This window comes from Marinomonas sp. ATLA20 (assembly GCF_057180105.1).
In genome coordinates, this window is sequence record NZ_JBXUKU010000012.1 from 1 (window position 1) to 14,728 (window position 14,728).

At 42.4% G+C, this 14,728-nt stretch carries 12 protein-coding genes; 4 read left to right on the forward strand and 8 right to left on the reverse strand.

Features of this window, described 5'->3' with window-relative positions; translation table 11 throughout:
• Window positions 1–76: 76 nt before the first annotated feature.
• The 4 genes from AC2A4J_RS16860 to AC2A4J_RS16875 form a co-directional block, all read right to left on the reverse strand.
• Window positions 77–502 (reverse strand): GIY-YIG nuclease family protein, encoded by a 426-nt coding sequence (locus AC2A4J_RS16860; RefSeq protein ID WP_484176839.1) that lies wholly within the window; start codon window positions 500–502, stop codon window positions 77–79.
• Between the two features lie 171 nt (window positions 503–673).
• Complete coding sequence (locus AC2A4J_RS16865; protein WP_484176840.1) at window positions 674–868, reverse strand: hypothetical protein; 195 nt, start codon at window positions 866–868, stop codon at window positions 674–676.
• A 113-nt stretch (window positions 869–981) separates the two neighbouring features.
• The gene (locus tag AC2A4J_RS16870; RefSeq protein ID WP_484176841.1) at window positions 982–1,164 is read right to left on the reverse strand and encodes a hypothetical protein; all 183 of its coding nucleotides are present in this window, start codon (window positions 1,162–1,164) and stop codon (window positions 982–984) included.
• A 138-nt stretch (window positions 1,165–1,302) separates the two neighbouring features.
• On the reverse strand, window positions 1,303–1,782 hold the full coding sequence (locus AC2A4J_RS16875) for a Rha family transcriptional regulator (RefSeq protein ID WP_484176927.1): 480 nt from the start codon (window positions 1,780–1,782) through the stop codon (window positions 1,303–1,305).
• Window positions 1,783–1,966: 184 nt separating this feature from the next.
• Here AC2A4J_RS16875 and dusA point away from each other — a divergent pair, with 184 nt between their 5' ends.
• The 4 genes from dusA (at window position 1,967) to AC2A4J_RS16895 (ending at window position 5,895) form a co-directional block, all read left to right on the forward strand.
• Window positions 1,967–2,992 (forward strand): tRNA dihydrouridine(20/20a) synthase DusA, encoded by a 1,026-nt coding sequence (gene dusA / locus AC2A4J_RS16880; protein WP_484176842.1) that lies wholly within the window; start codon window positions 1,967–1,969, stop codon window positions 2,990–2,992.
• 5 nt (window positions 2,993–2,997) lie between these two features.
• Complete coding sequence (gene tal, locus AC2A4J_RS16885) at window positions 2,998–3,948, forward strand: transaldolase (RefSeq protein ID WP_484176843.1); 951 nt, start codon at window positions 2,998–3,000, stop codon at window positions 3,946–3,948.
• Between the two features lie 116 nt (window positions 3,949–4,064).
• Window positions 4,065–4,586 (forward strand): sugar O-acetyltransferase, encoded by a 522-nt coding sequence (locus AC2A4J_RS16890; RefSeq protein ID WP_484176844.1) that lies wholly within the window; start codon window positions 4,065–4,067, stop codon window positions 4,584–4,586.
• A 190-nt stretch (window positions 4,587–4,776) separates the two neighbouring features.
• Complete coding sequence (locus AC2A4J_RS16895; RefSeq protein ID WP_484176845.1) at window positions 4,777–5,895, forward strand: PQQ-dependent sugar dehydrogenase; 1,119 nt, start codon at window positions 4,777–4,779, stop codon at window positions 5,893–5,895.
• 9 nt (window positions 5,896–5,904) lie between these two features.
• Here AC2A4J_RS16895 and AC2A4J_RS16900 read toward each other — a convergent pair whose 3' ends face one another.
• The 4 genes from AC2A4J_RS16900 to hrpA form a co-directional block, all read right to left on the reverse strand.
• On the reverse strand, window positions 5,905–8,220 hold the full coding sequence (locus AC2A4J_RS16900; protein WP_484176846.1) for an EAL domain-containing protein: 2,316 nt from the start codon (window positions 8,218–8,220) through the stop codon (window positions 5,905–5,907).
• Window positions 8,207–9,187: an ABC transporter substrate-binding protein gene (locus AC2A4J_RS16905; RefSeq protein WP_484176847.1), complete on the reverse strand. Its 981-nt coding sequence runs from the start codon at window positions 9,185–9,187 to the stop codon at window positions 8,207–8,209. The genes AC2A4J_RS16900 and AC2A4J_RS16905 overlap by 14 nt, the downstream gene beginning before the upstream one ends.
• 463 nt (window positions 9,188–9,650) lie before the next feature.
• Window positions 9,651–10,601 (reverse strand): MlaA family lipoprotein, encoded by a 951-nt coding sequence (locus AC2A4J_RS16910; RefSeq protein ID WP_484176848.1) that lies wholly within the window; start codon window positions 10,599–10,601, stop codon window positions 9,651–9,653.
• Window positions 10,602–10,670: 69 nt separating this feature from the next.
• Window positions 10,671–14,546: an ATP-dependent RNA helicase HrpA gene (gene hrpA, locus AC2A4J_RS16915; RefSeq protein WP_484176849.1), complete on the reverse strand. Its 3,876-nt coding sequence runs from the start codon at window positions 14,544–14,546 to the stop codon at window positions 10,671–10,673.
• Window positions 14,547–14,728: the final 182 nt, after the last annotated feature.

Here is a 14,728-nt window from a genome sequence, read left to right on the forward strand (position 1 = left end):
AGTTCTTTTTTGTTCATTTGCATCTACCTATCCTTAATTCTCAATAGAATATGTTGTGATAGGCAGTTACACAAAATTAGTTACAGTCTCTCATTGGAAGCTTTATATCTTTTAGATGATTCTTGAATGCATTACTAATTCGGTTTCTTCGAATACCAAATATCTCTTCATCAGTCATCAATAACACCTCTGTGAATTTTAGCTTTCCTTTTTCTATATCTGGTAAGACTATTTCCAAGCACTCAATAGTTTTAATGCAATTAAAAACAATGTATTGATAAATTTCTATATGCTCCTTAAACCATTCTCCATGCGAATGGTATTTTTTAAACATAAGATGTAGCGATTTCTCATCTTCTCTATTTCCGGGCATTCCCCCAAGAAATATAAGTCGATCTGGAGACGATGACCTCATTGGTTGCAATCTATCTTCTAAAAAGTCACTCGCGGTATAGCCAATTTTAATTTTTTTAGTAATCTCACCTTGCACAAAGTAAATCATAATTTTTTATCACTTAGTATTTGCAATGATTCGCAAGTATTAATAAGCCACTTTAAGTATGCTTAATTCCATCTAACCCAATCCCAAAATTATCTCTTTACCCCAATAAAAACAACAACTAAAGCCCACTAATAAGTAGGCTTGCTTTTGCTGATTGGAAAGGCTTGTCGCTTAGAAGTCTACAAAGTTGCGTTGGGCGTAGTCTTTGACGCGGGTGATGTTGTCGTTTACCCAGTCGGGTGTTTGGAGTCGTGCTATTTGCTGTTGGTACATGCGGATGGCTTGTACCATGTCGTTTAGGTCGCTGGCGGGGACGACGACGGGGTTGCTTTCCTGTTTCATGGAGGTAACGATGTTGTTGATCAATTTGTACTTCTCGGTTTCCAGTACGGCGGTGTCGGCTGAGGTGGCGGGAAGTTGTTTTTGCTCGTTGAATTGTTTGGGGCTGATAAAAGTATATCTAGCCCCAAAAAATCTACTTATTTGGTAGAAATCTCAACGAAATTTGATGAAGCAGTATTAATTGCCTTAAGAACTCCCGCTGGACCTTCAACAAATATCAATGTTCCTTCAACACTTTGAACTGTAAAACTACTTACAGAATCACCATCAGATCCACACATCACAACTTTTACATTTTTTCCTACAAATTTTTCTAACATTTTGTATACCCAGTCCGCTTAAACAGTCACGTTTATCAATAGATGCTAAACAACATCTACCCCTAACTTAACTTATTCCCTTACCCCAATAAAAACAACAACTAAAGCCCACTTTCGTGGGCTTTAGTTGCTTGTCGCTTACTCGTCTAGGAAGGTGCGGTTGGCGTATTCCTTGATGTGGTCGACGTTGTCGTTTACCCAGTCGGGGGTGCGTAGTTGGGCGATTTGCTGTTGGTACATGCGGATGGCTTGTACCATGTCGTTTAGGTCGCTGGCGGGGAGGACGACGGGGTTACTTTCCAGTTTCATGGAGGTAACGATGTTGTTGATCAGTTTGTACTTCTCGGTTTCCAGTATGGCGGTGTCGACCGAGGTGACGGGAAGTTGTTTTTGCTCGTGGAGCTGTTTTTCCATTTGGTTGAAGGCGTTGATGTAGGCTTCTTTGAATTGGGCTGCTTTGGTGCCGGTGAAGCCCATGGCCAAGAAGACGAAGCCGTCGCGGGTGATGCGATACGCTCGATCTTGGCGAGTTGCGCCTTTGCCTACTTCCACATCAATTATTATCAGCTCAAAATTGAGCACTTTAAATTCAGCACTATATTTTTGGCAGCTTATAATCTCCCCCTAAACAGCTGCTATTTCGCATTACGAAATTTTTCCTATTCTTTTTCCATTAGTTTAAAACTAGATCCTCTTGTCTCTTAGATATCTTGTAATTTTATGACATAATGTTGTGCATCAGTCGCAGGGAGTTGCTCTCTTATGTCGCGACGCTTTTTTGAACTTATTCGATAGTAGAAGAATGTCACTAGATAATGGGTCTAACCCAGTAAATTCAAGCGCTGAGCTTGATCGTCGATTTAGCATTGCACCCATGATGGATTGGACTACATCCGATTACCGGGTTTTCGCTAGAACACTTAGCAAGAATACGCTGCTTTATACCGAGATGGTGACGACGGGCGCGTTGCTGCAAGGCAATCATCCTGAAAGATTCTTACGTCATGATGGTTGCGAGCACCCTATTGCTTTGCAATTAGGCGGGTCTGACGCGGTTGCGTTGGGGAAATGCGCAAAAATGGCGCAGCAAGCTGGCTTTGATGAGGTTAACCTTAATGTCGGTTGCCCAAGCGATAGAGTGCAGAATAGTTTAATCGGTGCCTGTTTAATGGCTTACCCTGATAAGGTAAAAGATGCCATGCGCGCCATGCAGGATAACTGCGATATTCCGGTGACGATCAAACACCGCATTGGTTTAGACGACCAAGAAGATTATAGCGTGGTGCGAGATTTTGTTGGCGATGTCGCCACCACTGGCGTGACGACTTTTATTGTCCACGCTCGCAATGCGATTCTGGAAGGCTTGAGTCCGAAAGAGAATCGCGAAGTGCCACCGTTGAAATACCACTATGTGCATCAGTTGAAGAAAGATTTCCCTGACCTTGAAATCATTCTAAACGGTGGCATAAAAACACTAGAGGAATGCCAAGAACAATTGGCACACGTCGATGGTGTGATGGTTGGCCGCGAGGCTTATCACAACCCTTGGATATTAAGCCAAGTCGACGAGGTATTATTCGGCGGTCAGGCCTTGGTTCATGATCGCTACGAGGCACTAGAAGCTTTCGTTCCTTATGTTGAACGCAAGCTGGAAGAAGGCGAACGCTTGATGCACCTCACCCGACATATTTTGGGTATTTTTCAGGGCGAAGCCGGCGGCAAACAGTTCCGTCGCTACCTATCTGAAAATGGTCACAAAGCTGACGCAAAGGTAAATGTATTATTAGAGGCCATTGAATTGGTCAAAAATCATCAACGCAAAGGATAAGAGCAATGAGCAATAAGTTATCTCAATTAAAAGAGTTCACGACCATTGTGGCCGACACCGGTGATATCACGGCAATCAAAGATTTTTTACCACAAGATGCGACAACTAACCCATCTTTGATGCTTAAAGCTGCACAAATTCCTGAATACGCCCCTTTCCTTGATCAAGCGATTGCTTGGGCAAAAACGCAAAGTAACGACAAAGATCAGCAAATTCTAGACGCTGGTGACAAGCTTGCCGTTATTGTTGGTACTGAAATCCTAAAATATGTTCCAGGCCGTATTTCTACTGAAGTAGATGCACGCTTGTCTTTTGACAAAGAAGCAACACTAGCGAAAGCGCGTAAACTGATTGCGCTTTATGAAGAAGCTGGCGTGTCTCGTGACCGCGTTCTTATCAAAGCCGCGTCTACTTGGGAAGGCATTAAAGCCGCAGAAGAGCTAGAAAAAGAAGGCATCAACTGTAACCTAACATTGCTTTTCTCTTTCGCTCAAGCACAAGCGTGTGCTGAAGCGGGCGTTTACCTGATTTCTCCATTCGTTGGCCGTATTCTTGATTGGTACAAAAAATCCACTGGCCAAGAATACACAGCTGAGACTGATCCAGGTGTGGTTTCTGTGACTGAAATCTATAACTACTACAAGCAGCATGGCTACAAAACCGTTGTGATGGGCGCGAGCTTCCGTAATATCGGCGAAATCGAACAACTTGCTGGTTGTGACCGTTTGACTATCAGCCCTAACCTGCTTGAAGAGTTGAAAAAAGACGAAGGCAAACTTGAGCGCAAATTGGTGCCAACGACAGATGTGAAACCAGCTCCTGCAGCAATCACAGAAACAGCATTCCGTTGGGCAATGAACGAAGATGCGATGGCAACTGAAAAACTGTCTGAAGGCATTCGTAACTTCGCAGCGGATCAGGCTAAACTAGAAGTCACTTTGGCGTCTATGCTTTAATCATGACAACTGCGCTTGCTGCTGCTTAGAGATAACACTATTAAGCAAAGGTAAGTAAGTTATGCTAAAAACGCGGCCTAGGTCGCGTTTTTTTATTTCCTCAAGAAGAACGAAAAATGACCGAACGAACGGAATTTGAAAAAATGATCCATGGCGAGGCATTTAATGCCATCGACCTAGACCTTCGCCTGCGCAGAGAAGCGGCACGCCTTGCATGCGCTAAGTTCAATGCTCATCCAAGCAAGGGCAACCTTCGTCATGTGACACGCTTGTTTGCCGAGTTTGGCAGCGTGGTGATTGAGCCAGGCTTTCAATGTGACTATGGTTCGCAGATTCATCTGGGCGAACGTGTTTTTATTAATTTCCAATGCATATTCTTAGACTGCGCCAAGATCCATATTGGCGACGATGTATTAATCGGCCCTGGTGTTCACCTTTATACAGTGGATCATCCTAGAGACGCTGAACAGCGTGCCTCTGGCGAGTGTTTTGCTCGACCGATTACGATTGGTAATAAAGTCTGGATTGGTGGCGGCGCCAAGATCCTTCCCGGCATTGAAATTGGTCATAACGCGATTATTGCCGCTAATGCGGTTGTGACTCGAAATGTGGCCGACAACGAACGCTATTTTGGCTAGGCTTGGTCAGTAATATTTGTGCATAATTTCACCAAAAAACACGCTTTACAGCCTTAATTAGAGTGGATCTGAATACTTCATTCAACTAGGTAAGCAATCGGCAATTGTGAAGGAAATGCCTTTCCAAGCCCTCTCATTGCGTCTATTTTCTATATACTGAATGGAAATTAGCGAATAAAGAGGTCGCCCTATGAAAACTTGGATTATATTTTTAGCTAGCCTTATGGCGCTAAATGCTAGCGCCTCAGACGCCATTACAGATAACTCCTTGGAGGTACAAACCGTCACTCAGTTTGATGGTATCCCTTGGGGTATTTCTATTATAAATGATCAAGAAGCCATCGTTACCGTCAAAAAAGGCTCTGCTTATAAGGTCAATTTATCCACGGGTAAAAAGCAAGCTCTGACAGGTCTTCCAGAAGTCGACAACAGAGGCCAAGGCGGTTTGTTGGATGTGGCAAAATCACCAGAGTTCAAAGAGCAAGGCTGGCTATATTTCACTTATTCAAAGCCAACGGATGAGGGAGCAAAAACAACGTTAGCCAGAGCAAAACTAAATGGTAACAAGCTGACCGCATGGCATGATTTATTAGTCACAGATTCTGCCACCAGTGAGTCTAAGCATTATGGTGGTCGCATCGCCTTTGACGATAAAGGACACGTTTTCTTCTCTGTCGGTGATCGAGGTGTTCGTGATAACGCTCAAGACCTGACAAACCATGCTGGTAGCGTTATCCGTTTAAATCTAGATGGCAGCGTGCCTGCGAACAATCCGTTCGTGACTCACGCCAATATACGCAATGAAATCTGGAGCTATGGTCATCGTAATCCCCAAGGCCTATTTTACGATACGGATACAGAAACACTTTGGTCTAATGAACATGGCCCAAGAGGCGGTGATGAAATAAATTTAATTCGTCCCGGCGCCAACTACGGCTGGCCGATCGTGTCTTATGGTAAAGAGTATTGGGGACCAATTAGCGTAGGAGAAGGAGAAACAAAAGACGGCATAGACAATCCAGCTAAAGTGTTTATTCCTTCTATCGCACCAAGCAGCTTGATTCGATATAAAGGCATGTTGTTCTCAAATTGGAACGGAGATTTTTTATCTACCGCGCTTGCACTGAGACACTTAAATAAAATCAGAATTGATAAAAATGGCGAGACTACCGAAACGCGTTATCTGCAACATTTAGATGAGCGTCTTCGTTCGATGGCCCAAGACTCTGCTGGCATATTGTACATAGGCACAGACTCAGGGAAATTATTGAAAATATCACTCGCTGAGAATATAGCCATTGCAAGTTAGCGAGTCGCTCTAGTCTTTGCTTTGGGCTGTTATGCAAGGTTGGTAGTTTTTATACCAACCTTCTAGCTCATCTAAAACCATTGGTTTAGATAATAAGTAACCTTGAAAAAAGTCACAGCCCGCCTCTTTTAAACACTGCAGCTGTGATTCGCATTCTATCCCTTCTGCTGTCACAACAATATCTTGCAAATGACATAATTGGATAAGCGGTGACAAGAGTTTTTTATAGTCTGGATTGGTGACTCTTTCTGTAAGTACCTTATCCAATTTCACCTTATTAACGGGATAATCAATCAGGTGCAACAAAGGAGTATAACCGACACCAAAATCGTCTATCACAATATTAAAACCCGCACTCTGCATGCCATTTAATATTTCAAACACAGAGTCTGTTTGGACGTAACTAAAGGTTTCTGTTAACTCTAACTCTATACTTGAATCGTCTATTTGATATTGCTCTTTTAGCTCTTTCAGACGATCTAATACCGCATGATGACTTAATTCAGCCGCTGAAATATTAATAGATAAAACACAAGATTCACCAAAAATAGCCTTTATCTTTGGAAGACTTTTAAAAGCAGTTTCAAAAACCCAGTTGTCTATTTTTGCGTAGGTTCCTGTTTGTTCAGCAATAGGAATAAATTCATCAGGGTCTACAATACCCAGTTCTGAAGAGTGCCAACGGATTAATACCTCAAAGCCTTTAACTTGATCTTTGCTGCACGTATAAGGCATATAAACCAAAAAAAACTCATTTTCGCAATTCGCCGTTTTTAAGTGATTTTCAATAATTTTTAAACGGCGAGCTTGTGTGGCAATGCTCGTTGAGTAGTGTTTATACTGATTTTTACCTGAACGCTTTGCGTGATACATTGCCATATCGGCATTGGCAATGAGCTCATTGAGAGAGACGCCGTCATTGGGAAAAGATGCGATCCCCATACTAGCAGAGACAGGAAAGTAATAATTATCTGATTCATAACCGCCGTCGAACAATGCAACAATAGATAGTGCTAACTCATCGACCTCTACTGGTTCTAGATGCGTCATCACAATCGCAAATTCATCTCCTGATAAACGCGATACCATACAGTCAGGCTGTTTCTCGATTAGCTTATGCAAGTCTCTGGCAAGAAAGAACAACAGCTCATCTCCTGCTTCATGACCTAACTTATCATTAACAAACTTAAAATTATCAATATCAATATAAACAAAAGAGACTAAAGCCCCATTTTCCTCAGCTCGAACTAAAATATGTTTGGCATATTCATAAAATCGGAATCGATTAGGTAAAGCCGTCAGCGCATCTGTAATGGCCATCTCATGAGTACTCTTCAAGTTGTTCTGTAACTGCTCAAACAAATCAAAGAATTTTTTACTTAACTTTCCCACCTCACTTTTATTGGGAGTGGGAGAAATATTATCTTTTTTATAGCTTATAACTAGGTCAAGTTCATTATCTAACTGGCTTATTGGCGCGGTTATAAAGCGAGAAATTAAGTAAACAAGTAATAGATAAGTAAACAAACCAAGACAGATGGCGATAAAAGTCAATTTACTAAAAAATGCAAAAAGTGGTTTATCTAAAATCGCTTTATCAGGACGCACAGTCAAAATTTGACCTGGCGAGAATTGAATAGAGTAACTTAACTCATGCTCTGAAGGTGGACTTCTGTCCGTCCAAATAACTTCAGCTTTATAAAATGAAGTTAAGTCCAACAGCTCTTCATAAAATTGATCCATACTAATAGAAAAAGATAACTGCACGCTGTTATTTATATCTCGACCTTTAAAGGGAAGTAACGCGACACTATCGAGTAAACGCCCTGCCACTACATTGAAATCACTTCCATGATGAAAAAATTTCCATTTAGTAATAACCCTATTGTTAATCATCTCAATAGACATTTCTTTTTGTACAGCACTGATCTTGTCAAAAGGCTCTGAGCTACGCTCATAATAAAACAACTCTGCACCATCACCACTAAAAACAGCAAAGGAAATAGGGCTAGATTTATTAATTAATGACTGAGAAATTAGTAAGCTTAAATTTTGCCCCAAAGCAGAGTGGCGATAATCAGATGGCGCTGACAATAAAAAATCAGACAAGTAACGGCCTTCTAAAAACAACGCCATCAGATTATCGACAACTGACGCCTCCTCTTTGAAGACGCTTTGCAGCTTAAACATTCGCTGCTCTAATTTTGCTTGTTCTAACTTAAATATATTACTTTTTTGATATTGATATACAAAATAAGTAGAAAGCCCGTAGCCAAACAAAATAACAGGAAGGAGCAAAAAAATAAGCCGTTTATTTAGATTCATGAATAACCTTAACAGCTTCTATCATTCGAGTACGAAGTCGTATATTAACATCTGACAATGCATCAAATGGCAGTAATTTATTGAACACGTCTTCTGTAGGGTAAATTAATTCATCTTCACGAAATGACTCACTCTGTAAATAATAAGCATCCCGATTCACTGTTGCCACACCTAAACTTTCTGAATTCGAAGCAGCAATACTTGGCTGCCCTATAAATTTCAAGAAAGACATCGCTAGGTTTTTCTTTTTAGATTTTATCGGTACCACCCAGCAATCTAACCAAACAAAGGAACCTTCGTCAGGTAAAACATAGTCCCAGACTTCGCTCCCTACCAAATCATTCATTGAATATTGATCACCGCTGTATACAGCAGCGGCATAAAGCCTGTCTCGTTTATTGGAATTTAACAAATAGGAAGGGGCATATTCATAAGTCAGCACGTCACCAGCTTGCTGTTTTAATAGTTCATAAGCTTGTTTTAGATCTTGCTCTTCATCTGTATTTGCTGGCAAATTCAAAACCAACAAGGCTGGTGCTATCAGTGAGTAATAATCACTAAGCATGCCTATGTGGCCAGTTAAATCCTCCCTTGATGAAAATAAATCCCCCCAAGAGCGGACATCCGAGGTTACCTTATCAGTTCTATATGCGATCCCGAACGTTCCCCACAAGTAAGGCGTTGCAAACTTGCCGCATTGGTTCAGCCAACGTGGGTCGATACTTTCTTGCATACTAGTGTCTTCTAAATTTATTAGATAGTTTAACTCGGCCAGTTTTTGAGCTGACTGGGCATCAACAATGGCCAAATCAATTTGATTCTGCCTAGGATCAGTCAAAAGTGCGTCACGAACAACTTCATCGTCATAAATGATAATACGTACGTTTGCACCTGTCTGGTCTTCCCAAGCCTTAATAACATCCGTTGAGACATAGTCATCCCAATTCAAGATATTAAGCGTTTTCACACCATTAGCATGGGTACGAAAGGATATAAGAAGAAAACAAAGATAAAGGATACAACTAATAAAAATGGCTTTCCTTTGAAAACGAGCATTTTTCATAATTTTTATCAGCTAAAAAGGAAACAAAATAAGATTTTTCTATGCTTTAAAGTTAAACAGACATAAAAAAAATGAAGTTAAATCAAGAGTTAAACTTAGCTCATGTAAATGGAATTGTTAATAGGACTTAAATAAAAAACACCAATCTGTAAAGTAAAGTTACAAATACCAACCATTCGATACAAAACCACATTTGCATCAACATCTCTACATTCACCCAATGTTTTGGTAGGTATTTTATTCCTGTACTTGCTCACAAAAGAAAGAGAATTTCGTCATTCTTACTTCATGAATATCAATATTTATACTTTGTGATAGATGAACGAGGAAAGCAGCCGCTTTCCTCGGAACCTACCATTCGAACACCTTATTCAGACCAGCTACTATCGATAGGCTGCTGATCATCATTAGACACAGACTCATCGCCCCAGCTATCACTTGCTGATTCATCGCCCCAGCTGTCACTTGCGGATTCATCACCCCAGCTATCACTTGCTGATTCATCGCCCCAGCTGTCACTTGCGGATTCATCACCCCAGCTGTCGCTTGCAGATTCATCGCCCCAGCTGTCATCAGTACCATCATCCCCCCAGCTACCGTCTGCAGGTGCCGCATCAGTCGCTTTCTTTTTCTGAGGAGGATTGCCATCATAAACTTCATAAGCTCGGTTTTGCAGATAGACATCTCTAATAAAGCTGTATCTGTCGCCGACTATCATACCTTCAGCATTCAGATATCGTGCGCGAGTATCAACCACATCCAAGCCAAATAAGCCTAACTCTTCATCACTGTTCAAGTCCAACATACCCGTTTCGTCGACATAGGTATATTCGACGGCAAAGGCCGATCCATCACGGACAGTGGATGGGCCTAAAAATGGTAAAACCAAATATGGACCAGATGACACGCCCCAATACCCTAAAGTCTGCCCAAAATCTTCATCATACTTTTTCAACCCCAGCTCGCTGGCCACATCAAAAATACCAAACCAACCCGCGGTACTGTTAATCAGAAAACGAAAGGTGGATGACGCTGTCGCATCCCACTTCCCTTGCAGAAGGTTATTGGTGATATTTCCGATTTCACCTAAGTTGGAGAAAAAATTACTCACACCCTTTTGTACTGGCGTCGGCGTAATGGCTTTGTACCCTTTGGCAACAGGCTTTAAAACAGCCCCATCTACCGCATCATTAAAGATAAACATTGAGCGATTGAAGCCTTCCCATGGATCTTCTTTGGTTTCTACTGGCACCTGTGCACAAGATTGCACAAGCAATAACATAGAACCAAAAAGCAAAGTGCCTATTACCTTAAACATTTTCACAATCCTTAACTTGTAAGACTTCACACTCAGAGTCTGACTAAAAAACATTATATCTTTATAAAATCAAACCAATTTTTTAACTTCTTGCCACTGTTTAGACAAGCGCTTATCTGAAATTGGCTCTAATGTACCAACCGACTGGGCAAATAAAGAAATACGGTATTCCTCTAACATCCAGCGATATTTAATCAACTCTGGGTCGTACAAGGCTTTTTCGTCATGAGCTTTTTTCTGTCTAGAATAGGTCTGCCAAAGGCTTTCTAATTCAGACACATATTGGTTCTCTTTGTTCAAATGATTCTGAAAACGCTCTAAGCGCACCTCAATTCCTTTGAAGTAACGCGGTAATTGTCCCAGCCAAAACAGCGGCGTATTGCCAATAAAGCCAGGGTAAATAAGCTGTTCTAATTGCACTTTAATGTCACCATAAACCCGCGTCCAAGGTAAAGGAATGCTTCCCTTCATTCGCTTTGCGACCCCCTGATAAGAGGACAATACGCGATAAAGCTGCCCTGCCATATCATTCGCAACGCTTACTAATTGCGGTTTATGATTAGTGACGCAGCTTTCAAATTCCGCTTTAGTACGCGGCAAAGCTCGGCCATCTAAGAAAACCTTATCTAAAACCGCATTAAGTAAATCATCCAACAAGGTTTCTTTTTGCCCTAATGGCGAGAATATCAACATCGACTCTCTTAAATGTGGCAAGTTCTTTTGTAAGTAACGCATCTCTTTGCTCAAGGTTAGCTTAAGTAAGGTGATCACACCTTTTCGATGCGTTTCTAATGCGGTATTTTGATCATCAAACATTTTTAATGAAACATGATCGCCTTGTGCTACCAAAGCGGGAAATGCCGTGACCTTGATGCCAGCTTGCTTGATCTCTTGGCGTTCAGGAATACCCTGCTCCGGCCAAGAGGTTAAACCTTCTTGCTCATGTTGCTTGGTACCAAATTTCGCAAAACTCTCTTCAACCAAGTCACTAAACTGAGCCTGAAGCTGCGCCAAGTTTTTACCCACACCCAGCACTTTGCCGCGTTCGTCCACCACCTCTAGATTCAAGGTTAAGTGAGAATCCAGCTTGTCGGCATTCCACTCATTAAGCGGAATATCAATCAAGGTTTCGCGTTTAATCTGCAAGCTAAGTTGCTCAAGCAAATCGCCTTTGTCTTTTGACAAATTCGGGTATACGCGATCAACAAACTGCGGAATCGGCACAAAACGACGGCGTAGCGCTTTTGGCAACGCACGCAGCAAGGCTTCACAGCGCTCTTTGATAAAGCCGGGGACGGCCCAACCTAGATCTTCTAAGCTCAACTGACGCAACAACCCAACAGGGACCTTTAGAGTAGCACCGTCGGCTTCTTGGCCAGGATCGAACTTGTAATCAATAGGTAGCGCAACACCGTTTAGACCAAAAGAATCTGGGAAGGCATGATCATCAACACTCACATCCTGATTGATCAAATCGTCACGAGTCATTAACAGAGCATCAGGCTCGGTTTTAACGAAATGCTCTAAACTTTTAAGGTTGCGCACGTGTTCTGGCAAGCGAGCGTTATAGAAAGCGAATACCGTTTCATCATCAACCAAAATATCGCGTTTACGTAATTTAGCTTCTTGGGTTTCTAACGACTCAATCAAGGCTTTATTCTTACGATAGAACGCCTGTTTGGTTCGCAGTTCACCTTCCACCAGCCCAGATCGAATAAAGATCTCACGCGCTTCTTCAGGATTCACATGACCGTAATCAATACGACGCTTCGCAACAATAATCAGACCATAAAGCGAGACTTGCTCATTGGCCATAATACGGCCTTGGTTACGCTCGAAATGCGGGTCAAAATATTGGCGTTTGACAAACGGTGCGGCATATTCTTCGATCCAAGCAGGGTCGATGCGAGCCGTCACTCGCGCATACAGCTTGCTCGTTTCAACTAACTCCGCCGCCATAATCCATTGTGGTGGTTTTTTGAATAGCATGGAGCCTGGGAAAATCGCCAATTTGCGCGAACGACACCCAAGCATTTCTTTGCTGTCTTCCATTTTATTGGCGACTTGCGTAAACATCCCCGCCAGCAAAGAACGATGAATGGCTTCATAATGACGCTCTTCATGGTGAGTTTCTTTGAAACCAAGCTGCTTACAAGCAATCATGATTTGGCGATGAATATCACGCCATTCGCGCATGCGCATGAAATTCAAAAACTGCTTACGACAATATTGACGCAATTGATTTTGCGATAAGGCTTGGCGCTGCTCTTCAAAACGTTCCCACAAATTCAAGAACACAGCGAAGTCAGAGTCTTCGTCTTTATCGACAGCATGAGCTTGGTCGGATTGCGTTTTCTTGTCTTGCGGACGTTCACGAGGATCTGGAACCGATAGCGCACTGACAATAATCGCCACTTCTTTGAGCACGCTATGTTGCTCTGCAGCGATTAAGATACGGCCTAATTTCGGGTCAATTGGCAACTTAGCCAACTGACGACCAATCGGTGTAAGTCGCTCTTTATTTAAAGCTCCCAGCTCCGTCAAAGCACGATAACCATCGTTGATCATGCGTTTTTCAGGCATTTCAACAAAAGGGAATTTTTCAACCGCGCCCAGTTTCAAGTTGGCCATCTGCAAAATAACCGACGCCAAGTTGGTACGGAAAATTTCCGGGTCGGTAAATTCAGCACGATTGTTAAAGTCGTCCTCGTCATACAAGCGAATACAAATACCGTCCGCCACACGACCACATCGCCCTGCTCGCTGATTAGCGCTGGCTTGGCTAATTTTCTCTATTGGTAGTTGCTGAACTTTGGAGCGCACACTATAGCGACTAATACGCGCCAAGCCCGGATCAATAACATAACGAATGCCGGGAACCGTTAGCGAAGTTTCTGCAACGTTGGTCGACAAAACAATGCGACGACCAGAATGAGATTTAAAAATACGTTGCTGCTCGCTGGCACTGAGCCTAGCATACAAAGGCAAAACCTCGGTTCCGCGCAATTCAGCACGACGAAGAATCTCGGCGGTTTCACGAATTTCTCGTTCACCCGGTAAAAACACCAAAATATCACCCGCACCGCGATAGCCAGATTGGCGTTCTTCCGCTATCAAAAGTTCGACGGCGTCTAAAACACCTTGTTCCATGCTTTGGTCTTCATCCAACTCTTCCGAGTCAGATTTACTTAGCAAAGGCTGATAACGAATTTCAACCGGATACGTTCGACCAGATACTTCGATAATCGGTGCGTTTTCAAAATGCTCAGAAAAACGTTCAACGTCGATGGTCGCCGAAGTAACAATAACTTTTAGATCCGGTCGAGCCGCCAAGACTTGCTTCAAATAGCCAAGCAAGAAATCGATATTCAGACTGCGCTCATGGGCTTCGTCAATAATGATGGTGTCGTATTTATACAGGCGCTTATCTTGCTGAATTTCGGCCAATAAAATACCGTCGGTCATTAACTTAATAAGGGTTTCTTCGTTGCTTTCGTCACTAAAACGAACCTGAAAACCTACTTGCTCACCAAGGTTAACTTGCAACTCATCACTAATACGCTCTGCCACGCTGCGCGCGGCAATTCGTCTTGGTTGCGTATGACCAATTAAGCCCGCGATACCGCGACCTGCTTGCAAGCACATTTTAGGCAATTGCGTGGTTTTACCAGAGCCTGTTTCACCCGCAATAATCACCACTTGGTTTTCTTGAATCGCCTGGATAATTTCATCGGCGCGAGCAGCAACCGGCAAGCTTTCATCGTAGGTAATTTTTGGCATGCGAGATAAACGAGCTTGATGCAAGGTCTCAGACTTTTCGATGAGCGTATTCACTTCAGATTGCATACGGTCAAAAGGCAAACCTTCCTTTTGACGCTTGGTAAGCTGCGCTTGTTTTTGGTCAATTAGATGACGATCGCGCGTCATTAGGGCATTTGTCGGCATGATAGGTAAACTTGTATCCTTTTTACGTGGCGCAAAAAAAGTAGTGGTAATAAATAACGCGCCGTTTGTATTAGAAGCTTTGGTACAGAGCTTCAAGCGAAGCTAAGTGGTTGTACGAAAACCTCTATCTATATAGTTGTAAATTCTAACATCAATCCCAACCTAAGGGTTATAGTGAACAA